The organism is Nonomuraea sp. NPDC051298, assembly GCF_055586305.1.
On the sequence record NZ_JBVJIM010000014.1, the window covers coordinates 1 to 21652 of the forward strand.

21 protein-coding genes and 1 pseudogene are annotated in these 21652 nt (G+C 71.9%); 14 read left to right on the forward strand and 8 right to left on the reverse strand.

The genetic code is table 11. The features are described 5' to 3' along the window. A pseudogene (locus tag ACZ6S0_RS33030) lies at positions 1 to 141 on the forward strand (IS982 family transposase); the annotation flags it as partial. Positions 142 to 162: 21 nt separating this feature from the next. Here the strand turns inward: ACZ6S0_RS33030 and ACZ6S0_RS33035 are convergent. Genes ACZ6S0_RS33035 through ACZ6S0_RS33045 form a run of 3 tightly spaced genes read right to left on the reverse strand, consistent with a single transcriptional unit; the run spans position 163 to position 3452 of the window. After that, a complete protein-coding gene (locus ACZ6S0_RS33035; protein ID WP_465923227.1) occupies positions 163 to 786 on the reverse strand; it encodes an alanine racemase in 624 nt (207 codons plus the stop codon). 30 nt (positions 787 to 816) lie between these two features. After that, complete coding sequence (locus ACZ6S0_RS33040; RefSeq protein WP_465923228.1) at positions 817 to 1053, reverse strand: GntR family transcriptional regulator; 237 nt, start codon at positions 1051 to 1053, stop codon at positions 817 to 819. 26 nt (positions 1054 to 1079) lie between these two features. Further along, positions 1080 to 3452, reverse strand: a complete 2373-nt coding sequence (locus ACZ6S0_RS33045; RefSeq protein ID WP_465923229.1) for an ATP-binding cassette domain-containing protein — start codon at positions 3450 to 3452, stop codon at positions 1080 to 1082. A 62-nt stretch (positions 3453 to 3514) separates the two neighbouring features. Between ACZ6S0_RS33045 and ACZ6S0_RS33050 the strand changes: the two genes are divergently transcribed. Both ACZ6S0_RS33050 and sigJ read left to right on the forward strand, forming a co-directional pair. Beyond that, positions 3515 to 4480, forward strand: coding sequence for a helix-turn-helix transcriptional regulator (locus tag ACZ6S0_RS33050; protein WP_465923230.1), 966 nt, complete (start codon positions 3515 to 3517; stop codon positions 4478 to 4480). Between the two features lie 57 nt (positions 4481 to 4537). Continuing rightward, positions 4538 to 5416 (forward strand): RNA polymerase sigma factor SigJ, encoded by an 879-nt coding sequence (sigJ, locus tag ACZ6S0_RS33055; RefSeq protein ID WP_465923231.1) that lies wholly within the window; start codon positions 4538 to 4540, stop codon positions 5414 to 5416. On the opposite strand, the gene ACZ6S0_RS33060 is transcribed toward sigJ, so the two are convergent. Together ACZ6S0_RS33060 and ACZ6S0_RS33065 are read right to left on the reverse strand one after the other, a co-directional pair. Continuing rightward, the gene (locus ACZ6S0_RS33060) at positions 5407 to 6813 is read right to left on the reverse strand and encodes an amino acid permease (RefSeq protein WP_465923232.1); all 1407 of its coding nucleotides are present in this window, start codon (positions 6811 to 6813) and stop codon (positions 5407 to 5409) included. The two genes, sigJ and ACZ6S0_RS33060, sit on opposite strands and share 10 nt — an antisense overlap. Before the next feature lie 21 nt (positions 6814 to 6834). Continuing rightward, entirely contained in the window at positions 6835 to 7986 is a 1152-nt protein-coding gene (locus tag ACZ6S0_RS33065; protein WP_465923233.1) for an aminotransferase class V-fold PLP-dependent enzyme, read from the reverse strand. A 75-nt stretch (positions 7987 to 8061) separates the two neighbouring features. Here ACZ6S0_RS33065 and ACZ6S0_RS33070 point away from each other — a divergent pair, with 75 nt between their 5' ends. The 3 genes from ACZ6S0_RS33070 (at position 8062) to ACZ6S0_RS33080 (ending at position 11237) form a co-directional block, all read left to right on the forward strand. Then, complete coding sequence (locus ACZ6S0_RS33070) at positions 8062 to 8598, forward strand: helix-turn-helix domain-containing protein (protein WP_465923234.1); 537 nt, start codon at positions 8062 to 8064, stop codon at positions 8596 to 8598. A 286-nt stretch (positions 8599 to 8884) separates the two neighbouring features. Further along, complete coding sequence (locus ACZ6S0_RS33075) at positions 8885 to 9172, forward strand: DUF402 domain-containing protein (RefSeq protein WP_465923235.1); 288 nt, start codon at positions 8885 to 8887, stop codon at positions 9170 to 9172. Between the two features lie 172 nt (positions 9173 to 9344). Continuing rightward, positions 9345 to 11237 (forward strand): alpha/beta fold hydrolase, encoded by a 1893-nt coding sequence (locus ACZ6S0_RS33080; protein ID WP_465923236.1) that lies wholly within the window; start codon positions 9345 to 9347, stop codon positions 11235 to 11237. A gap of 450 nt (positions 11238 to 11687) precedes the next feature. Here ACZ6S0_RS33080 and ACZ6S0_RS33085 read toward each other — a convergent pair whose 3' ends face one another. Genes ACZ6S0_RS33085 through ACZ6S0_RS33095 form a run of 3 tightly spaced genes read right to left on the reverse strand, consistent with a single transcriptional unit; the run spans position 11688 to position 15977 of the window. Then, complete coding sequence (locus ACZ6S0_RS33085) at positions 11688 to 14432, reverse strand: aKG-HExxH-type peptide beta-hydroxylase (protein ID WP_465923237.1); 2745 nt, start codon at positions 14430 to 14432, stop codon at positions 11688 to 11690. Continuing rightward, complete coding sequence (locus ACZ6S0_RS33090; protein WP_465923238.1) at positions 14429 to 15604, reverse strand: FxsB family cyclophane-forming radical SAM/SPASM peptide maturase; 1176 nt, start codon at positions 15602 to 15604, stop codon at positions 14429 to 14431. Before ACZ6S0_RS33090 ends, ACZ6S0_RS33085 begins: the two co-directional genes overlap by 4 nt. Next, the gene (locus ACZ6S0_RS33095) at positions 15597 to 15977 is read right to left on the reverse strand and encodes a hypothetical protein (protein ID WP_344873001.1); all 381 of its coding nucleotides are present in this window, start codon (positions 15975 to 15977) and stop codon (positions 15597 to 15599) included. Before ACZ6S0_RS33095 ends, ACZ6S0_RS33090 begins: the two co-directional genes overlap by 8 nt. Positions 15978 to 16170: 193 nt before the next feature. Here ACZ6S0_RS33095 and ACZ6S0_RS33100 point away from each other — a divergent pair, with 193 nt between their 5' ends. From ACZ6S0_RS33100 to pqqE, 8 genes are all read left to right on the forward strand, one after another. Further along, entirely contained in the window at positions 16171 to 17328 is a 1158-nt protein-coding gene (locus ACZ6S0_RS33100) for a hypothetical protein (protein ID WP_465923239.1), read from the forward strand. A gap of 274 nt (positions 17329 to 17602) precedes the next feature. Continuing rightward, entirely contained in the window at positions 17603 to 17968 is a 366-nt protein-coding gene (locus ACZ6S0_RS33105) for a hypothetical protein (RefSeq protein ID WP_465923240.1), read from the forward strand. 22 nt (positions 17969 to 17990) lie between these two features. Further along, entirely contained in the window at positions 17991 to 18323 is a 333-nt protein-coding gene (locus ACZ6S0_RS33110) for a hypothetical protein (RefSeq protein ID WP_465923241.1), read from the forward strand. A gap of 199 nt (positions 18324 to 18522) precedes the next feature. After that, on the forward strand, positions 18523 to 18690 hold the full coding sequence (locus ACZ6S0_RS33115) for a hypothetical protein (protein WP_465923242.1): 168 nt from the start codon (positions 18523 to 18525) through the stop codon (positions 18688 to 18690). A gap of 12 nt (positions 18691 to 18702) precedes the next feature. Further along, positions 18703 to 19512, forward strand: coding sequence for a pyrroloquinoline quinone biosynthesis protein PqqB (gene pqqB / locus ACZ6S0_RS33120; protein ID WP_465923243.1), 810 nt, complete (start codon positions 18703 to 18705; stop codon positions 19510 to 19512). Further along, a complete protein-coding gene (gene pqqC / locus ACZ6S0_RS33125) occupies positions 19509 to 20180 on the forward strand; it encodes a pyrroloquinoline-quinone synthase PqqC (protein WP_465923244.1) in 672 nt (223 codons plus the stop codon). Before pqqB ends, pqqC begins: the two co-directional genes overlap by 4 nt. Continuing rightward, entirely contained in the window at positions 20177 to 20428 is a 252-nt protein-coding gene (pqqD, locus tag ACZ6S0_RS33130; RefSeq protein ID WP_465923245.1) for a pyrroloquinoline quinone biosynthesis peptide chaperone PqqD, read from the forward strand. Before pqqC ends, pqqD begins: the two co-directional genes overlap by 4 nt. Beyond that, positions 20425 to 21522 carry a pyrroloquinoline quinone biosynthesis protein PqqE gene (pqqE, locus tag ACZ6S0_RS33135; protein WP_465923246.1) on the forward strand — a complete coding sequence of 366 codons (1098 nt, stop codon included), beginning with the start codon at positions 20425 to 20427 and terminating at the stop codon, positions 21520 to 21522. The genes pqqD and pqqE overlap by 4 nt, the downstream gene beginning before the upstream one ends. Positions 21523 to 21652: the final 130 nt, after the last annotated feature.

Genomic DNA, 21652 nt, shown 5'->3' on the forward strand with positions numbered 1-21652 from the left:
CTGGAACGCCACGGCGGCCGGACCCATGCCGGCGTGATCATCCGAGTGCTGACCCGCATCCTCGCGCTGACCGCTGTGATCTGGCTCAACGACAAAACCGGCCAGCCGATCAAGCGATCCCTGATCGCCTACGACCACTAACCGTAGCCATCCCCCTTGGCATCAATCATCTAGGCGGCGGGCGTACGCCAGAATCTCGGCGGCCAGTTGGAGCATGCGGGGTGCATCAAGGCCGCTGGCGAGATGGGCGTGGATGCCGCACAGGCGTACGGAGTCTTGCGCGGCTATGAGCGACATGCACTCGGTCACCATGGCCGGATCCATGCCGAACGGTGTGGCGCCGCCCCCCATGGCGAGGCTGGCTCCTTCAACGGGGAGATCGAGGTTCGACCGCAGAAGAATGTCGGCGTGGCGGCCAGAGGCGATCAATCGCTCCAACTCGCCGATGCTCTCGACGTGAAGGCGAGTGATGCCGCTGCTGAGCAGTTCCTCGTCGGTCTTGCCTGGCCCGCCCAGGGCGACGGCCTTGTCCGGGAAGAGCCGCCGCACATGCGACAGCTCACCGCCTGAGGCCACCTCGAAGCCGTCGACGTACTCGTCAAGGACACGCAGTAGTTCGGGGTCGGGGTTGGCTTTGACGGCGTAGTACAGCTCGATGTCGCCGAGCGCCTCCTTGACCTCGGCGACGTGGTCTCGCAGGTCCGTGAGGTTGTAGACGTAGGCAGGAAAGCGGCTGACCGATGGAAGCCGGCTTTCTGCGGCGTCGTTCCTCGCTGAGACGGTCATGTGCTCCTCGCTCGTGTGTGTCGTCCTAGGTCAGGGGGACCGGACGCGGGTGCCGCTACCTTGCCGAGCTCTCACCTTGCCCTCGGCAGCGAGTACGGCCAAAGCGCGGTTGACCAGGCTGCGGGACACGCCAAAGCGATCGGCGAGCTCGGGCTCGGCGGGAAGCAGGGTTCCGGGCGGATAGACACCTTCGACGATGTCTTGACCAAGTCGGGTGGCGATCTGGCGATAGCTCGTCTTGCCGACTGACTCCATGGCGATGCTCATCTCCTCCTCCCGGGGACGCCAAACGTTCAACGTTTGCCTTGGCGGGCGTCGTCCGGATGGATCGTGACCGTCGCCCCGTGCAGCTCCGAGGCGACGAGGCGAGCGGGCGGCTTCTCGCGGAGGCGGTGATTCCCGGGGAGCACCGAGACCCGCCCGGCAGGACCGGCGGCGAGGGCGCGCGCCGTCGCCGTGCCCCTGCCGGGCGCGTAGTCGGGGACGTGGCCTTCGTACAGGACGGTCCCGCCGTGCTTGCCGGGCCCGGGCCCCAGGTCGATCAGCCAGTCGGCGTGCCGGATGACGTCAAGGTTGTGCTCGATCACCACCACGGTGTGCCCCTGCTCGGAGAGCGTGTCCAGCACGCGGAGCAGGGTGCCGATGTCGCTGGGGTGCAGGCCGGTCGTGGGCTCGTCCATCAGGTACGTGGTGGGCCGCTCGGTGTCGCGCAGCTCCTTGGCGATCTTCACGCGCTGGCACTCGCCCCCCGAGAGCGTGCTGAGCGACTGGCCCAGCCCGAAGTAGCCGAGGCCGACCCGCGACAGGTGCCGCAGCGCCTTGGCGATGCCCCGGTCGGACAGGGCCTCGACGGCCTGGTCGACGGAGAGGGCGTCGACGTCGGCGATGGACAGCCCCGCGACGGTGTGGGCGAGCACGGCGGGGGTGAAGCGCCGCCCCTGGCAGGTCTCGCAGACGACCTCCTGGCCGTCCATGAAGGCCAGGTCGGTGTAGATGATCCCGAGGCCCTTGCACTCGGGGCAGGCTCCCTCCGAGTTCGCGCTGAACAGGGCGGCGGGCACGCCGTTGTGCCGGGCGAACAGCTTGCGGATGGCCGGTGCGATGCCCGTGTAGGTGATGGGCGTGGACCGGCGGCTGGTGCTGACCGGCCGCTGGTCGATCACGGTGACGTCGTGCCGCTCGGCCAGTTCGGCGGCGAGGCTGGACTTCCCCGAGCCGGCGACGCCGGTGAGCACGGTCATCACGCCGATGGGCACGTCCACGGTGACGCCCCGTAGGTTGTTGCGGGTCGCGTTTTCGATCCGCAGCGCCCCCTTGGCCGGGCGCGGGGTCCGTACGACCGCCCGCCGTGGGGAGAGCGCGCGGCCGGTGTGGGTGCCGGCCTGTTCGAGGTCCTCGAAGGCGCCCTGGAAGACCAGGCTGCCCCCGTCGGATCCGGCGCCGGGGCCGATCTCGATGATCTGGTCGGCGACCGCCATCACGGCGGGGTCGTGCTCGACGACGAGCACGCTGTTCCCGCTGTCGCGCAGCCGTCCGAGCAGCCGGGTCACGGACTCGATGTCGGTGGGATGGAGCCCGACCGTGGGCTCGTCGAACACGTAGATCATCTCGGTGAGGCTGGAGCCGAGGTGTTTCACGATCTTGACGCGCTGGGACTCGCCGCCCGAGAGCGTCGTGGTCGCGCGGGCCAGGGTGAGGTAGCCCAGGCCGATGGCGTCCATCGCGTCGAGCCTGGAGCCGAGCGCGGCCACGGCGGGGGCGACGTGCGGCGAGTCGATCCGCCGGACGAGTTCGGCCAGTTCGGTGACCTCCAGGCGGGACAGCTCGCCGATCGTGTGCCCCAGCACCGTGGCGGAGCGGGACCGCTCGTTGAGCCGGTCGCCGCCACAGTCGGGGCAGACCTCGGAGCTGGTGAACCGGCGGACCGCCTCCATCTTGCGTTCCGACAGGTTGTCGGCGGTGTGGAGGTAGATGCGCTCGAACCGCTGGACGACTCCCTCGTACTCCTTGGACGGTCTGCGCCCCAGCCTGGCCGCCGCCTCGCCGCCGTGGAGCAGGGCCTCGCGCTCGTCCTGGCTCCAGTCGCGCAGCGGCGTGTCCGGGTCGAAGACGCCGATGTCGGCGTACTGCGCGTACCAGTAGCCGCCGTTGCCGAAGCCGGGCAGGGTGATCGCGCCCTGCTTCAGCGACTTGTCCAGGTCGAGGAACCGGTCCACGGCCGAGGCCACGACCTCGCCCAGCCCCGAGCACGTCGGGCACATCCCGGCGGGGTCGTTGAAGGAGAAGTGGTTGGACTCGCCCACGAAGGGCTCGCCGAGCCGCGAGAACACCAGCCTCAGGTAGCTCCAGGTGTCGGTGATCGTGCCGACCGTCGAGCGCGCGTTGCCGCCGATGCGCCGCTGGTCGATCACCACGACCGGGGAGAGCCCCTCGATGTGCTCCACGTCCGGACGCGTCCACTTCGGCAGCCGGTTCCTGACGAACGGCGGGAAGGTGTCGTTGAGCTGGTAACCGGCCTCCGCCGCGATCGTGTCGAAGACCAGCGACGACTTGCCCGACCCCGACAGGCCGGCGAAGACGACGAGGCGGCCGCGGGGGATCTCCACGTCCAAAGAGCGGAGGTTGTTCGTACGGGCTCCCTTGATGGAGATACTGCGCTGCACCATGTCCCTGACCGTAGGGGCAGATGTGGCCGGATCCTGACCGTAATTAGGCGCATGATGGAGTCATGGCCGATGTGACAGAACGCATGCTGGCCCTGCTGTCGACCTTGCAGACGGGCCGCCCTTTCAGCGGGGAGGAGCTGGCCTCCCGGCTGGCCGTGAGCCCGCGTACCGTCCGCCGCGACGTCGAGCGGCTGCGGGGCTACGGGTATCCCGTGGAGACGCAGCCCGGCCCCGGCGGGTTCTACCGGCTGGTGGCGGGCCGGACGATGCCGCCGCTCGTCCTCGACGACGACGAGGCGATCGCGGTGCTGCTCGGTCTCGCCACGCTCGCCGCCGTCCGCTCCGACGAGGACGGCTCGCTCGACGACGCGGCCACCCGCGCCTACGGCAAGCTCGACCAGTTCCTCCCGGCCAGGCTCCGCCCGCGCGCGGCCGCGCTGCGCGCGGGGCTGGAGACCGGGCAGCAGCGCTCCCCCGGCGTGAACGCCGAGGTCGTGGCCGCCCTCGCCGAGGCGATCGGCGAGCGGGAGAACGTCTCGTTCGACTACGTGGACCGGCACGGGGCGGCGAGCCGGCGGCGGGTGGAGCCGCATCGGCAGGTCCACCTGCATCTGCGCTGGTACCTGCTGGGCTGGGATCTGGACCGGGGCGACTGGCGGGTGTTCCGCATCGACCGCCTCGATGACCTCGTACGCACCGGCGTACGTCACGACGCCCGGCGGCTGCCGGCCGACACCGCCCTGTCGTACCTGCGCCAGGGCATGAACGCGGACCGCCGGCGGGTCCGGCTCGACGTACGGGCGGGGCCGCGCGAGGTCGCCGACGCGCTGAAGCACCAGGACGCCCAGATCGAGGGCGTCGGCGACCGGGAGACCCGGGTCGATCTCTGGCTCGACTCCTGGGAGTGGCTCGTGCTCAATCTCGCGTTCCTGGACGCCGACTTCACCATCGTCGAGTCCGCGGACTTCCGGGCCTCGTGCGCCACCTTCGCCCACCGCCTGCTCGCCGCGGCGTCAGACCCCCGATAGGCGCACCCGGGAGCCCCGCCCGGAACAACGGGCGGCCCTGTGGCGGTTGGTGAAGGTGTGAGGGTTGATCGGAGGCCGCGGCTGGACGCGGAGTGGGAACAACACAGACCTGCCGTCTTCGGCGCCGCCTATCGTCTGCTCGGCAGCGTGGCGGAGGCCGAGGACGTGGTGCAGGACGTGTGGCTGCGGGCCGCGGCCTCCGATCTGGACGACGTGGTGGACCTGCGGGCGTGGCTGGTCACGGTCGCGGCGCGGACCTCGTACAACGTGCTCGGCTCGGCCCGCGTGCGCAAGGACGGCTACGTCGGGCCGTGGCTGCCCGAGCCGCTGCTGACCGGCCCCGACACCGCCGACCGGGTGCTGGTGGACGAGTCGGTGAGCACGGCGATGCTGCTGGTGATGCGGGAGCTGACGCCGCCCGAGCGGGTGGCGTTCGTCCTGCATGACGTCTTCGAGCTGCCGTTCGAGCAGATCGCGGGGGTGCTCGACAGGACGTCGGCGGCCTGTCGCAAGCTGGCCTCGCGGGCGCGGCAGCGGGTGGCCGCGGCGGCGCAGGCGGGCCCGCCGGCGAGCCGGGCCGAGCGGGAGCGGGTGCTGCGGGCGTTCCGGGCCGCCTCCGAGGCGGGCGACTTCGCGCGGCTGGTGGAGCTGCTGGCCCCCGACGTGGAGTACGTCGCCGACGGCGGCGGGAAGGCGACCGCGTCGCGCACCCCGATACGCGGTGCGGAGCGCGTGGCCCGCCTGCTGGCCGCGATCGGCGTGCACCGTCCCGGCGACCGGGCGGAGCTGGTCGAGGTGAACGGGGAGCCCGCCCTGGCGACCTACCGGGCCGGCGAGCTGCGCTGGATCGACACGGTGGAGATCGACGGCGGGCGCATCACGGCGTTCCGCCGGGTGGCCAACCCCGACAAGCTACGGCACGCAGCTCACCGCTGACCGAGGCGACCGGCCCGCCGCGCGCGTTCGCGGCGGGCCATCGCGAAATACACCACGCTGACGACCACGAAGAACGGCACCCCCGCCCACCACGCCGGCCGCAGCGGCTCGATGAACAGCGTCGAGACCAGCACGGCGGCCAGCAGCAGCATGACCGCGACGGACGTCACCGGCGCGCCCCAGAGCCGCACCGGCGACGGCGGCAGCCCCTGGGCCGCGCGCTTGCGGCGGAACGCCTGGTGGGTGAGCAGGATCAGCAGCCACACCACCAGCGCCCCGAACACCGACACCCCGAACAGCGCCAGGTACGCCCCGCTCTCGCCGACCGCCGACACCCCGGCGGCCAGCGCCAGGCCGAGCGCCGACAGGGCGAGCGCGTTGCGCGGCACGCCGGAGCGGCTGAGGCGGCCGGTCCAGGCGGGGGCGTACCGGTTGGCGGCGAGGGAGTGCATCATCCTGGTGGTCAGGTAGAGGTTCGTGTTCGCGCTGGAGAGCGCGGCGGTCAGCACCACGAAGTTCATGACGGTCGCCGCGGCGGGGATCCCGGCCGCCGCGAACACGCGGACGAACGGGCTCTCGGTGACGGAACCGCCCTCGGCGGTCACGGTCCACGGGACCACGGTGAGGACGACCGCGATGGCCAGCACGTAGAAGAGCGCCAGGCGGGTGACCATGCGGCGGGCGGCCCGCGGGATGTCGCGCCCGGGGTTCTCGGACTCGGCGGCGGTGACCGAGACGACCTCGGTGCCGATATAGCTGAACAGCACGAACACCATGGCCAGGAACAGCCCGCTCATCCCGTTGGGCAGGAACCCGCCGTGCGCCGTGAGGTTCGAGACGCCCGTGGACTCCGCGCCGGGCAGGCCCACGGTGATGAGCACCACGCCGAGCAGGACGAACACGACGATGGCCACCACCTTGATCATCGCGAACCAGTACTCGATCTCGCCGAACAGCCGCACCACGGCGGCGTTCGTGATCAGCACCACGATCGAGAAGACGGTGACCGGCGCCCACAGCGGCAGCGACGGCCACCAGAACTGCACGTAGATCCCGGCCGCGATGACCTCGCCGCCGATGGCGATGACCTGGATCGTCCAGTACGTCCAGCGGACCACGAACCCCGCCCACGGCCCCAGGTAGCGGTGCGCGATGACGCCGAAGGCGCCCGCCTCCGGATGGACCACCACCATCTCGGCCAGCGACCAGCCGATGACCAGGGCCACGCCCGCGCAGATGACGTACGCGACGATGGTCGCCGGGCCCGCCTGGGAGATCGCCAGGCTGGAGCCGAGGAACAGCCCGGTGCCGATCGCGCCGCCCAGCCCGATCATGGTCAACTGGCGGCCGGTCAACCGGCGTTGCAGTCCGGATTCGTTGTCGACGCTGGTGTCCACGCGAGACCTCTCGGGGGGTGGTCAGGTCCTGCGGCAGGCCCTGATGGCTTCGACGGCCGCGTCCACGTCGGACCGGTCGTTGTAGTAGTGCAGGGACAGCCGCAGCAGGTCGCCACGCGGCGCGGTCCAGATGCGGCGCTCGGCCAGCCTGGCGGCCAGCGCGTCGGGGGCGTCGTCGGCGATGGCGACCTGGGGGCCGCGCGCCCCGGCCGGGCTCGCCACCCGCTCGCCGTCCGCCGTCAGCCGCTCGGCCAGCTCCTCGACCAGGGCCGACACGTGGTCGCGCACGGCGTACGGGTCGACGCGCTCGATGAGGTCGAACCCGGCGTTGGCCGCGTACGCGGACGGGATGGACGGGGTGCCGGTCTCGAAGCGGCGGGCGTCGCCGGGGAAGTCGAGCAGCCGGGGGTCGAACGCGAACGGCCGCGTACGGCCGAACCAGCCGGTCAGCTCGGGCTCGCGCTGGTGCTCCATGCTGCCGCGGACGTAGAGGAAGGCGAGGCCGGGCAGGCCGAGCAGGTACTTGAGCGACCCGGAGGCCAGGTAGTCGCACCCGAGGCGGCGCACGTCGACCGGCATGACGCCGGTGGCCTGGTAGGCGTCCACGAACACCCGCGCGCCCCGCTCATGCGCCAGCGCCACGACGTCCTCGACGGGCAGGCGGGCGCCGTTGCGGTAGCTGTGCAGCGGCACGGACACCAGGTTGACGCTCTCGTCGATGACCCGTTCGTAGTCCTCGGCGGCGACGTGCTCGCCGGTGTCGGCGCTCACCCGTACCCGGGCGCCGCGCTGCCGCTGCGCCAGCCACACGTGCGCGATCGACGGGAACTCCAGGTCGGTGGTGACGATGCCGGGGCGGCGCGACCAGTCGAACGACGACGCGGTCTGGAAGGCGGCCTCCGACGCGCAGGACAGCACGGCCACCTCGCCCGGGTCGGCGCCGATGAGCCGGGCGAAGCGCGCGCGGGCCTGGCCGACCTGCTCCATCCACGTCTCCCATGGTGCGCCCCTGTCACGCAGCGAGTGGCCGATCTCCTGCAGCGCGTACGCCAGCCGCGACGACAGGGCGCCCTGGCTGCAACTGGCCAGGTGGACGGAGTCGGCCAGCGAGGGGAACTCGGCCCGGAACTGGGTGGCGTCCAGGAAGGGGGAGGCGTCCAACAGGTGCGACATTTCGGGCACACTATCGGCCGACCTTTAACCAGGTCAATACGGATTTAACACCATTAATACCGATAGGATCTGCGGATGATCGGCGCCAGGATCCGGGAGCTCCGTACCGCGCGCGGGCTCACCCTCGCCCGGCTCGCCGCGGCGGCGGGCGTGTCGAGCGGACTCATCAGCCAGGTCGAGCGCGACCTCGCGGACCCGAGCCTGGAGACGCTCAGGAAGATCGCGAAGGTGCTGGACCTGCCGCTGTTCAGCCTCTTCCAGGAACCCGACGGGGCCGCCGTCGCCGTGGTCCGGCAGGACAACCGCATGCTGGTCAGATCCCCGACCGGCGGGGTCGCCTACACCCGCGTCTCCCCCGGGCACGGGCGGCTGGAGGTGCTGGAGGGCCACCTGGCGCCGGGCGGCTCCTCGGCCGCCGAGCCGTGGTCGCACCCGTCGGAGGAGTGCGTGGTCGTGCTGCGGGGACGGCTCGTCGTGGAGGTGTCGGGGGTGGAGCACCTCCTGGAGACGGGCGACGCCTGCTACTTCGACTCGTCGCTGCCGCACCGCTACCTGAACCCGGGCGACGAACCGGCGACCTACCTCATCGCCACCACCCCGCCCAGCTACTGACCCCCGTCGTGGGCCGGTGGCGCGAAGTGACGTCCGGCGGACAACATCAAGGAATGACCACCGACCGCAAGCGCTTCACGCCGGGCGAGACAGCCGTCCGACGCCATGTCTGGCAGGGCAAGGTCTGGACGGCGGTCCCCTACCGCGTCCTCCAGGACACCGACGAGCACCTCGTGGTGGCCGGCTGGCCGGGGCTGCGCGGCCTGATGTCCACCACGTGGATCCGCTCCTTCCGCAACGGCCGCACCCACCGCGACCGCACGCTCGCGGAGCTGGCCTCGGGCAGGTGGGAACTGGGCCCCACCTGGGCATCGACACCTTCGACCTGCTGCTCGACCTCCTCGTCGAGCCGGACCTCTCCCGCCACCGCTGGAAGGACGAGGACGAGTACCGGCACGGCCGACGCCTCGGCCTGATCGGCGACGACGTCCACCACCGGGTCGCCGAAGCCCGCCAGGAGGTCATCGGGCTGATCGAGACCCGCCAGGGCCCCTTCGCCCACGACTGGACGCCACCCCGGCACCCCGACTGGCCCACCCCGACGCTGCCCGAGGACGTACGGACCGTCCGCTGAGCGGGCCTGGGAGGCTGAGCGGGCCTGGGAGGCTGAGCGGGCCTGGGAGGCTGAGCGGGCCTGGGAGGCTGAGCGGGCCTGGGAGGCTGAGCAGGGTCTGGGAGCAGGCTCCCAGGGGGGAACCCTCCGACCGGCCGAAGAAATCCGGTGCGCGGGAGACGAAGCTGTCAGCATGATCGCAAAAATCCTGGGACCCGTACTGGCCGCCGCCCTGTTGCCCGGCGCACCGTCCCCTCCCCCTCTGCATGAGTGCGCGACCGCGACCACACGCTGCGACGGCACCGTCGAGGTCCCCCTTGATTGGGCGAACCCCTCCTCAGAACGCATCTCCGTCGCCTTCACCTTCATCCCGGCCAAGAACGCCGACGGCACGGTGGCGGCCAACCGCGGCGGGCCGCAACCGGCGCTGCCGGAGACACCAGCGATCCAGCAAGCGCTCGGGCCGGTCCTCGACCGGAAGAACCTCCTGGTCATGGATCCTCGGGGGCTAGGACAGTCCTCGCCGCTGTCGTGCCCGGGAGCCGACCCCTTCAAGCCGGCGACCGTCGCCGCCTGTGCTGAGAGCGTGGGTGCGCGGGGCGCGTACTTCACCGCCGACCAGGCTTCGCACGACCTCGACGCGGTACGGCGAGCGCTCGGCCTGGGCAAGCTGAGCTACTACGGCAACTCCTACGGCACCCTGTACGCCCAGGCGTACGCGGCCCGGTACCCGAACAGCCTGGACGCGATCTTCGTGGACAGTTCGCTGGTCATCGGTCGCGACGGGTACGCGGAGCAGGGGTTCGACGCTCGCCTCGACTACCTCGATCTCGTCTGCGAGCAGTCGAGGGCCTGCGACGCGCTGCCGGGCACGGCCTCCGGCATCTGGACGAGGCTGGTGGAGCGGCTGCGAAAGCAGCCCGACCCGGAGGTGACACCGCACCAAGCGCTCACGCTACGCGAGCCCGCCGAAGCGGTGCTCGGCCGGGAGAACGTCGCGGCCGCGCACGCCTACCTCGACGGCGATCCGGCCCCACTACGCCGCCTGGCCCGGCTGACCCCCAAGACCATCCCGACGTTCGATCCTCCGTGGCTCGCGGGGTATCTGGCCTTTCGCTGCGGCGACGGTTCCTTCCCCTTCGACCGGCTGGCATCGGCGGCCGAACGTCAGGCGCAGGCCGAGCGGTACTACGAGCGGGAACGCCCGATGGCGCCCTTCGAGCCCGCCGACATCTTCCCCACGGAGGCGGTGGCCGGCCAGGAGTGGTGCGTCAACTGGCCGACCCCGCGGCACAGCCCGCCACGCCCGCCCGGACAGGCGCTGCCCGACATTCCTGTCCTGGTCGTGGCAGGGGACTTCGACGTCGAACGCCCCGCGGAGGTGGAGCGTTCGCTTCGGGTCTTCCCGAACGCGACCGTCATCCGGATCCCGTTCGGGATCCACGCACAGTCCCTGTTCCCGTCGCCGCTGGGTGAATGCGTGCGCGGCATGCTGCGTACGTTCCTGACCACCAAGCGGGTGGCCGACCAGGAATGCACCGGCGAGAACTACCGCGCCGTCGGCGCGTTCCCGCAGAAGCTCGGGGACGTGGCGCCGCACCCGGCGGGCAAGCTCAGCCCCGGCCGGCGGCGGATCCTCGCGGCCGCCTTCGCCACCGCCGCCGACGCCACCGCCCGCCGCAATCCGCACGCCTTCTACTACTTCGGGCGGAAGAACGAGCCGGGGCTGCGCGGCGGCCAGGTCACCTTCGGTCAGGACATCACGCTCGACGGGGTACGGTTCGTGCGCGACCTGCGAGTCAGCGGCCCGATCACCCTCACCCAGGACGGCCGCGCCACCGCGACCCTCACGGCCGAGACCGGCGGACGCGTCCACGAGGTGGCGCTCACCTGGACGGCGTTCTCCACCCGGCCGGCCCTGTCCGGCACCTTCGACGGAATCCCCTTCGGCCAGTCGCCGGGTCGCGGCACCGGGCAAGCGGCCGCGGACGACACAGGTGGTCCCGTGCGGGGCCCGGCGACCGCCGGGCCCCGCACGCACGCGCCAGGCCCCTGGTCAGGCCACCGCGTCGCCGGTCGTCAGTGACGGCCTGCCGGTCGCCGGGGCGGCCGACACCCGGATGAGGCGCATACCCGGCGCCGTCCGCGAGGCTGGGTCGACGGCTGGGTCTACGACTGGGTCGACGGCTGGGTCGACACAGGCGGCTGATGGCGGGGCGGGTTGGGGGACGGCCGGGCGGGCGGGCACACGGAGCCGGAGAACTGACGCTGCCTTGGACATCGCGGTCCTTTCCAGGGAGCGGTCAGCGCGGGCCTGGAGCCGGCGACGACCGCTGGCGGTTCAGGGGCAGTGTGTCTCTTCAGGAACCGTGCCCCTGTCCGGTGGCGGAAAACGGGATCCGGTCCCTCCACCGTCCCCGTGAACGCAACTGTGACCCGCGACAGGACTCACCGGCCCCAGGAGGCGGCACGCTCACCGGTTCGCGCGACGCCGCCGAAGAACCGCCGCCGAAGAACCGCCGCCGCAGGACGGCTGTCAGAACGAGATGACGAAGGGGCACTCAGGCCCGTGCCGGTCGTTGCGCGCCTCATAGGAGTCCAGGTACTCGTCGTCGCGGCGGACGTGCAGGATGTTGCCGTCGAGCGTGCACCGGTTGCCGGAGGCGAGCAGGCCGGCCAGGGGGTCGGTGTGCTCGATGGGATAGAGGGACTCGACGCCGTCGTAGGCGATGGTCACGGTGTCCGCGGAGCGGGTCACGGTCTCGCCGGTGAAGCCGTACATGCGCAGCTCCGAGACGCACAGCAGCGGTTTGGCGCTCTCGCGCCCGATCTCGGCGGCGTACCCGGGCAGTTCGGCGCGGATGACGTCGCGCAGCCGCCCGGCGTACCGCGTGGTGGCGGCGCACGTGTACGAGCACGGCATGTACGCGATGAGCCCGTGCACCCGGTGCCGCACGAACGGGTTGCACAGCGCGGACGGCTCGCCGGAGGTGTTGCGGAGCGCCGCGTAGTAGGTGTTGTCGTCGTGCCAGTTGTTGCGGGCGCGGAAGAAGTCCTGGCAGCAGCGCGGATAGCCGAGGGCGTCGCCGAACTTGTCGTGGTCCGCCCGGTGCTTGTTGACGACCTTGCCGTTCACGATCAGCGGATACCAGCCGGCGGCGACCACCCGGTCCAGCGCGGCGGGGTCGCGGGCGAGGAAGACGTGCGCCTCGGTGCCCTCGGTCAGCACGGGGGCGAAGGCGGCGCGGGTGGTGGTGAGCATGTTCGGCGGCACCTGTGCGAGCTGCGGCGAGAACCGGTCGAAGCAGGCGTCGACGTGGTATTCCAGGCCGAGTTCTGCGACGAGGGCGAGGAACGGGTGCCAGCCGTCCACGGGGATCCACGCGTCCATCGCGGGTTTGAGTCCGTGGGCCACCGCGATGAGGGTCGGCAGTTGGGCGCCCGCGAGCGTCGCCGCGACGAAGTTCCAGTACGGGCTGCCGCGCAGCTCGGCCTCCACCGGCGCGGGCACCGGCAGGTGCACCGGCCGGACGACGGCCGGCGGCTCGGACGGCAGCACGAGGATCGGCTCCGCAGACGGCCGGAGGTCCCGTTCGACGGAGGGCCGGGCGGCCTCGGCCATCAGGCTCTCGGTCCGGGTGAGCAGGTGCAGGGCCTCCTCCCGCCGTCCCAGGTGGCGCAGCGCGAAGGCGTAGCACTGCCACAGGTACGGGCTGCGCGGATCCAGCCGCACGCAGGAGGCGTAGCGCTCGGCGGCCGTCCGGTAGTCGCCGCGTACGTACGCCACGTGCGCGGCGGCCAGGTCCGCGGTCAGCGACGTGCCGGGCGGGACGAAGGGCGGCTCGGCCTCCTCCGGGAGCGCCCGCGCGGCCTCCAGCAGCGAGTCCCCTGGATACCAGCGGCGTACCACGCCGTCGAGCACCCAGTTCTCCGGCAGGCCGAGCGCGCGCAGGATCCCGGCCGCCGCCGGGTCGGGCAGCACGGGCGCGGGCACGTCGAGGACAGGCGAGGGCGGGTTGCGCTCGTCCCAGCGGTCCCGGTGGGCCGCGAGGTCGGCGTCGATGCGGCGGCGTTCGGCGGGCGGGGGCGACGGCAGCCCCTCGGCGCACTCCCCGGCCCACGCGGCGATCTCCGCCACGAACGCCTCGCCGAGCGGCGACAGGACGGCGTGCTCGCGCAGGCCGTCGACTCCCGCGTGGATCTGGCGGACGGTCCGGTAGGCGCGGCCCACGACCTCCGCGGGCTCCAGCCCGCCCGCGTCGGGCAGGTCGAGCAGGCCCCGGTGGAAATGCGCGGCCGTCGCGAAGCTGAACACCGCGTGCAGCAGGCCGCTGAGCGGCCGGGGGTCGTCCCGCCAGGGCGAGTAGTGCAGGGGCTCGCCGGTGTCCTCGACGATCAGCGGGGCGAGCGTCATGATCGCGTTGAGCTTCTGGTGGCCGTACTCGTGCACGAGGGCCTCGGCGGTCTGCAGCGGGCTGCCCAGGGAGAGCGCGACGAGGCCGGGCGCCTCGCGGAAGCTGCCGCTCAGGTGCCGCCGCTCGTCGGGCGAGCAGACCGGGACGATCACGCCGACGCCGCCGCGTACCTCCTCGGCCAGCGGCTCGGACACCCGGGCGATCAGGCGCAGGTGCTCCTCCATGGTCTCCAGCCAGCGCGCCGCCGCGGCCTCGTCCAGGTCGGCGAAGGAGAAGTCGGCGCGCCCGCCGAGCCGCAGGTCGAAGTCGAGCCAGTTGAGCTCGATGCCGCCGGACACCGTCGGCACCCGCGACAGCGGCGGGTCCCCGGCGAACGTCCCGTCCTTGACCGCGAGCCGGACGCGGCCGCGCGGCGGCCCGGCGGCCAGCGTCAGGCCCGCGCCGGGCAGGCTGACCCGGCCGCGCGGGTCGGCGCGGACGTCCGCGTCGAGCTGCCCGCGGCCCGTCAGGTACAGCGCCGCGCAGGCCAGCCGGGCGAACTCCCGCAGGTGGGGGATGAGGTGCACGTCGGGGAAGCGTTCGTGGGCGCGGCGGCGTACCAGGTCCCAGGCGACGTCCACCCAGAACGCGGCGCTGGGATGGCCGAGCACGCGCCGCTGGACGGACGCCGGCGCGGCGGTCAGCGCGGCCAGGCAGCCCGGGAACCCGGACGCGGCCAGCACGGGCTCAGGCAGCGACTCCGCCAGGCGCCGCACCCCGACGAGGGTGTTCAGGTAGCGCGCGGCGAACACGGCCCTGGTGGTGTCGGTCCACCCGCCGGGCCTGGCGAACTTCGCGATCGTCGTCGCGTCGAGCCGTGGAGTCACCGCGCTCCTCCTTCGCGCCTGGCCACCTTCTTCAGGTCGGTACGGACGGTGCCGACGATCGTGCGGATCAGCTTCATCAGGTCCGCGCAGTACACCGAGGGGTTGGCGAACCCGTTGCGGCGCGAGTAGCGCTGCGGGAAGTAGCCGCCGCCGCAGATGCGTACCAGGTCGCAGGCCCGGCAGGTGTCGCTGAGCGTCGCCCACGCGTCCTGCCGCGCCCGGACCTTGGGCGAGGTCAGCGCGTCGTCGAAGCTGTGCTCGAACACGTTCATGCCGAGGTCGCAGGCGCCCGGATGGGTGACTTTGAGCGTGTCCACGGCCTGGATCTCGCCGTTGGTCTCCACGACGACGAAGTCGACCGGCTGCAGGCCCCACTCCTCCGAGCTCTGCGTCGCGCCCAGGAAGAGCGCGATGATGTCGCGGAAGCGCCGGATCCTGATCGGCTGGGGCTTCTCGGCGTACCAGACGTCGAAGATCGGCAGCAGCCAGTCGGCGTACGGCGTGGTGTCGGGAGAGTCCTTGCCCGGCGGCCTGCGGTCGTGGTGGCCGAGCGGCAGCAGGAAGTCGACCGACGGCGGGTCGAGCGAGCGGAAGTAGGAGTACGTCTCCAGCGGGTCCGCCGCGAGGTCGACGACCGCGAGGATGCCGCCCCACAGCCGGGGAGCCGTGCGTAACAGCGCGATCGACCGTTCCACGGCCTCGAACGACGAGCGGCCCGCGTGGTCGAGCCGGTGCAGGTCCTGGACGGAGCGGGGGCCGTCCATGCTGAGCCCGAAGGACAGGTCCCACTCCTGGCAGAACGCGAGGACCTGCTCGGTGTACAGCACTCCGTTCGTCTGCCCGTTCCACCGGATGCGCACGTCGGGCGCGTGCCGGGTGACCGTCTCGAACAGTTGCCGCAGGTAGTCCACGCCGAGCAGCAGCGGCTCACCGCCGTGCAGGATGACGTCGGCCTGCGGCAGGCCGTGGGTCAGGGCGTGCTCGTTGATCCGCTGCCCCAGCCGGGCGGCCGTCTCCAGCGACATCCGGTGCGGCTGCCCGCGCCAGGACTGGTCGGCGTGGTGGTAGACGTAGCAGTAGTCGCAGTCGAGGTTGCAGCGCGAGGCCACCTTGCAGATGTACGACTTGAACGGCTCCCTGAACGACTCCCCGAACGGCTCGGCCTCAGACACGTCCGGACCACGAACTGTGCGAGCTGAACGAGCTGAAAGAACTGAACGAGTCGAACGAGCTGAAGGAACTGAACGAGCTGAAGGAGTCGAACGAGCTGAACGCGCTGTGCTGGCTGTGCTGACTGTGCGCGCTGAAGGCGCTGAACGCGCTGTGGCGGCTGTGCGAGCTGAATGCGCTGTGCCTGCTGTGCCGGCTGTGGGAGCTGAAGATCTGCCCGAGTTCGCCGGAGGCCATCTCGTGCGGGTACAGCTCCGTCAGTATCTGCCCGAGCACCGTGCCTTCGAGCTCCCCGACCGAGCTGAGGTCGAACTCGCCGAGCTCCAGATCGATGCCTTCCGCGGAGGTCTCCGCGTGATCCGACGGCTCGGCCATCCGAACCTCCACGGCTGAGGGGGCTTCAGGGGAGTGCGGCGGTACCTGTTGCCATAGCACAGCAACTCCCCGTGCCAGTCAAGGCCGCGAACTGACCACCACCGGACAGCGTGCACCCCAGGACGTACGCCACCACGGGCAACGCCCGGCCGCCCGCTGGAGGGTACGGTGATCGCGGAAGGCGGGAGGCCGGGTGGAGCGGTTGAGCTGGCGGCCCGGGGCCGGAGACCTCGGTGACTGGCTGGCCGGGGTCTTCGACCGGTTCGCCGTGTCACCCGAGGGGTTCTCGGTGCGGCGCGGCGGGGAGAGGACGCCGCGCCACGGCGGTCCGCCGAACGGCCGCCCCTACGATCAGCGGATCAGCCACACCCACCCCCGTACGATCGACGCCCTGGTGTCCGACCTCGCCGATGACGACGTGCTGGAGGTGGGCCTCACGGTCCGCTCGCCGGACCAGTGGTCCCTGCGGGCGACCCCGCGCGACCGCTCCACGACCGACTGGATCACGGTGTGCGCACCCGGTGCGCGTATGCCGGGCTGGCCGCTGCCCGCGACGCTGCGCGACGGCGGGGATCTCCGCCGGGTGCTCGGCACGCTCGCCGGGCTGCTCGGCACGGCGCCGCCCGAGGACGATCCGGGCGGCGGGCGCGCGAGGTATCCCCGGCCGGTCGAGGTCAGCGGCACGATCGGCTCGGACGCTTACCGGCTGAGGGTCACCGGGTGGGGGCACGAGACGCTTTCCCTCCACGGGCAGAGCGCACGGCTCGTGGACGACCTCGCGCGTTTGTTCGGCCCGCGGGGGCCGGCGACGCTGCCACTCCGTTCGCTCGGCGACCTCGCCCGCGCGTACGAGACGCTGATGGCCGAGCTCGGCCGCCGGTGGGCGTCTCGATGGGCCGAGCCGCTGCCGGTGCCCGGCGACGTCCGCCTCCCGCCCGGCACCCGTCTCACCGTGACCAGGACGCCGGGCGCGGAGCCGTCCCTGCGGGTCACGGCGGAGGACCTGCTCGTCGAGGCCGACCACCCGGCCCACTCGCTGCGGGAGCGGATCACGCTGCTGCTGTGCCCGCAGCTCTACACGCCCTGCGCCGCTGCCGACCTGCCCGGGTGGCTGCGGTCGCTGGAGAGGGGCGTGTTCGGCAGGCCGGGCATCTGGACCGTACGCGGCGCAGGCTGGCGGCCACCGCTGCACCGGGGAGCCGCCATGGTGTCCCGTGCCCTGCTCGAACAGGGCGTGACCGGGCACGCCTCGGTGGGGCTGGCGGGTGCGGAGTTCCTGGCCGTTCAGGGTCTGGCGCTCGGCGGTGAGCCGGTGGAGCTGACGGGACGGAGCACGGTCAAGGGCCGGTAGGCGCCGCGCTGCCCGTTCGGGCGGGCGTACGTGTGCGCGTGGTGGTAAGAGGTGTGCGCTCCGTGCCAACGACATCGCTCCGAGGCCGGGAGATGCTGGCCGCAACCGGAAAGCACCCGCCTTGGGGTGGCGGGTCGAGCGCCACGCGCAGCCTCTCCGCAGGCCACGCGGGCCATCGGACAGCGGCGGGAGCCGCGCGGGGCCCGCGTTCGCGCGGTGGCGCGCCGGTCCGGCGGCAGAGGGTCGCCGGACACGGGGAAGAAGGGTGACAAGCATGAATCTGCGTCAGAAGGCGGGACTGGTCCTGGCCGCGGGCACCGCGGTCATCACCCTGTCCACCACGACGCCGGCCGCGGCGGCCACGGTGACACCGTCCGCGCACGTCAACGTCATGGTGGTGCGGGAGGCGGCGGCGAGCCAGAAGTTCTCGTGCGGCAAGGTCAAGAACTGGAAGGCGCGGCTGGCCTGCCACGCCGTGATGAAGGCGGGCGGCGGGTGGGTGTTCTCGAAGCTCGAGAACGCCGCCAAGAAGGGGTGGAACCGCTACTCCGAGGCGTTCAACCAGCTCCCCAGGACCATCCGCGCCCTGCTCTGGAACCACAAGAGGTACTTCTACTGCCTCCTGTCGCCGTGGTGCTGACGAAAGCGAGGAGACCGCTCCCATGATGAGAACACGCACGACCTCCGCGGCCGCCGCCATCGCCTCGGCGGCCCTCACCCTGGCCCTGGCGCCCGCGGGCACGGCCCACGCGGCGCCCGCGCAGGCCGGTGCCGTGACGTCGGCCGGTACGGCACCTTCCTGCGTCCACCGCAAGCTGCTCATCCGTCAGGGAGTCATGCTGACGAACAGGTGCGGCAAGACGATGAAGGTGAAGGTCCTCGTCAAGCGGGGCAAGGACAGTTGGTGCTTCACGATGAAGAACAACCAGCGGAGATTCTGGGCGTTCGTACCCCAGGCGGCATTCGCGAAGTACGAGAAGACCGTCACCTGCTGAGAGCGCAGAGGCCGAACACTCCGGCCTGACCTGTGGATCGGCGGCGGCTTCGGGCAGACATCGGATGAAGGGCGCACCACGCGCCACAAAGGTCGAAATTTACGGAAAATCCGCACCATAGCTCCGACCTCGGGCATTGACTATGGCCTCACCTCACGGTCATATCGGTGGTAATACCCCGAACGGAAGGCAGGTGCTCATGTCCCAGCCCAAGGATCAGGGAAAGACACGGGGAAAGGCACAGCCCCGCAGGATCCACGAGCGCAAGGCCAAGGGCCGCGGCGAGGAGACGACCTGGCACAAGCCCGACTACCAGGTCGTCGAGGCCGCCATGGAGATGTCCGCGTACTTCCTGGCCACCAGGTAACCGGGGGCCGCCATGCGCCTGCAGGTGCTCGGCACCGCGGCCGGTGGCGGCGTGCCCCAGTGGAACTGCGCGTGCCCCGGCTGCTCCGGGGCACGCGCCCATCCGGGCCGCCGACGGCGTCACGCCAGCCTGGCCGTCCAGCTCGCCGACGGCGCGTACGTCGTCAACGCCACACCCGACCTCGCCGACCAGATCGAGTCGTGCGCGTTCCTGCGCCCGGGACCGGGCCCCCGCGAGTCGCCGCTCAAGGGCGTGATCCTCACCGACGCCGAACTCGACCACACGATCGGCCTGCTCAGGCTCAGGGAGGCCGCGGCACTGGAGGTGCGCTCCACCCCGGTCGTACGGCAGGCGCTGCGCCCCTTCGCCGACCTCCTGCGCGACTACGTGGAGCTGAGCTGGGCCGACGCCGACACGATCCCGGTCTCCGGCAAGCGCCCCCGGTACGCCGCCGGCTCCCCCGAGGCCCCTGGCTGGGTGTCCGCGCTGCGCCTGGGCCCGCTGGTGTACGCGCCCGCCATGGGTGTGTGGCCGGACGAGCTGGACGAGGCGTTCCTGCGGGCCGCGTGCGTGATCGTCGACGGCACGTTCTGGGACGACGAGGAGCCGCGCCGCACCGGGATCTCCACCAGGACCGCCACCCAGATGGGCCACCTGCCGATCGAGGCGACCATGGAACGGCTCTCCCGCCTGCCAGGCCGCCGGCTCTACACCCACCTCAACAACACCAACCCCCTCGTGGACCCGGCGGCCGAGCAGCACAAGGCGCTCGCCGAGCTGGGGATCGAGGTGGCCGCCGACGGGATGGTGATCGACCTGTGAACGGTTTCGAGTCCGAGCTGCGTGCCGTACCGGAGAAGCGCTACCACCACCTGCACCCCTTCAACCAGCGCATGCACGCGGGCGAGCTGACCCGTGACGAGCTGCGCGGCTGGATACTCAACCGCTTCCACTACCAGCGCCACATCCCGGTCAAGGACGCGCTCATCCTGGCCAAGCTGGCCACGCCCGAGCTGCGCAGGGCGTGGTTGCGCCGGATCCAGGACCACGACGGCACCGCGGACGGCGAGGGCGGCATCGAGCGGTGGCTGCGCCTGGGCGAGGCGGCCGGTCTGGAGCGGTCGCTGCTGCTGTCGGGCGAGGGCGTGCTCCCCGGCGTGCGGCTGGCCGTCGACGGCTACGTGAACCTGTGCCGCCACGGCTCCGCGCTGGAGGCCGTCGCGGCGTCGCTGACCGAGCTGTTCGCGCCCGACCTCATGCGGACGCGCATCGCCGCCTTCGAACGGCACTACCCGTGGATAGCCCCGGAGGGCCTGCGGTACTTCCAGGTGCGCGTCGGCCAGGGCCGCCAGGACAGCGGCGAGGCCCTGGCCCTGGTGCTCGGCTGGGCCACGACCAGGGCCGACCGGGACAGGGCCGTCGCGGCGCTCACCTACAAGTGCGACCTGCTGTGGGCCCTGCTCGACGCGGTGGACGGGGCGTACCGGTGAGCGAGGCGACGGCCTGGCGCCCGGCGCTGGCGCGCTCGGCCGTGCTCCGCCACGACCCCGTACGCGGGGCCGATCTGCTGATCGTGCCCGAGCGGATCGTCGTGCTGAACGACGAGGCGGCGGCCGTCGTCGCCCTGTGCGACGGCGCGCGGACCGTGGCCGACATCGTCGCCGAACTGCCCGAGGGCGCCGAGCCCGACGTCGTGGACTTCCTCGAACGGATCCGCGCCGAGGGATGGCTCAGGTGACCGGCGCGCGGGCGGCGGGCGCTCCCTGGGCCATGCTCGCCGAGCTGACGCACGCGTGCCCGCTGCGCTGCCCGTACTGCTCGAACCCGACCGAGCTGGCGGCCAGGTCGAGCGAGCTGACCACGGCCGAGTGGCGGCGCGTCCTCCAGGAGGCGGCGGCGCTGGGCGTCGTGCACTGCCATCTGTCGGGCGGCGAGCCGCTGCTGCGGCGGGACCTGGCGGAGATCGTCTCGGCGGCCGACCGCGCGGGCGTCTACACCCAGCTCGTCACCAGCGGCGTCGGCCTGACCGAGCGCAGGGTGGACGAGCTGGCCGCGGCCGGGTTGCGCAGCGTGCAACTGTCGGTCCAGTCGGCCACGGCCGGGGAGTCGGACCGGATCGCGGGGGTCGCGTCGTTCGAGCGGAAGGAGCGGGCCGCGGCGGCGGTGACCGCGAGCGGGCTGCCGCTCGGGCTCAACGTGGTGCTGCACCGGGCCAATCTCGACGCCATCGCCGAGATCATCGAACTGGGGCTGGCGTGGGGGGTCGAGCGCATCGAGCTGGCCAACACCCAGTTCTACGGCTGGGGGTTGCGCAACAGGTCGGCGTTGCTGCCCACCAGGGAGCAGCTCGCCCGCGCCGAGGCCGTCGTGCGGGAGTATCGGGAGAAGACGGAGGTCGAGCTGATCTGGGTGGTCCCCGACTACTTCGACGGCGTGCCCAAGCCCTGTATGGGCGGCTGGGGCGCGATCTCGATCACCGTCGCGCCCGACGGGCGCGTGCTGCCCTGCCCGGCGGCGTACGACCTGCCGCTGGAGCTGCCCAACGCCCGCGATCGCCGGCTCGGCTGGATCTGGGAGCACTCCCCCGCCTTCAACGCCTACCGGGGCACCGGGTGGATGCGTGAGCCGTGCGCGAGCTGCCCGCGCAGGGAGCTGGACTTCGGCGGCTGCCGGTGCCAGGCGTACGCGCTGACCGGCGACGCGGGCCGTACCGACCCGGCCTGCGCGCTGTCGCCGGATCACGGCCTCGTCGAGGGGCTGGCGGCGGGCGGCGTCTGGACGTACCGGCGGGCGGCCCCCTCGGGCGACGGCCGGGACCGGCGGGCCCCTTGAGCCTGCGCAGCCCTTACCCGCAAGCACAAAACGGACATATGTATATATTTCGATTTTTCTGGGTATGAGGCTACTGGGGATTGATTGCCCACCCCGCCAAGCGCCCCGGCTGCGGGGAAGCAGCCGGGGC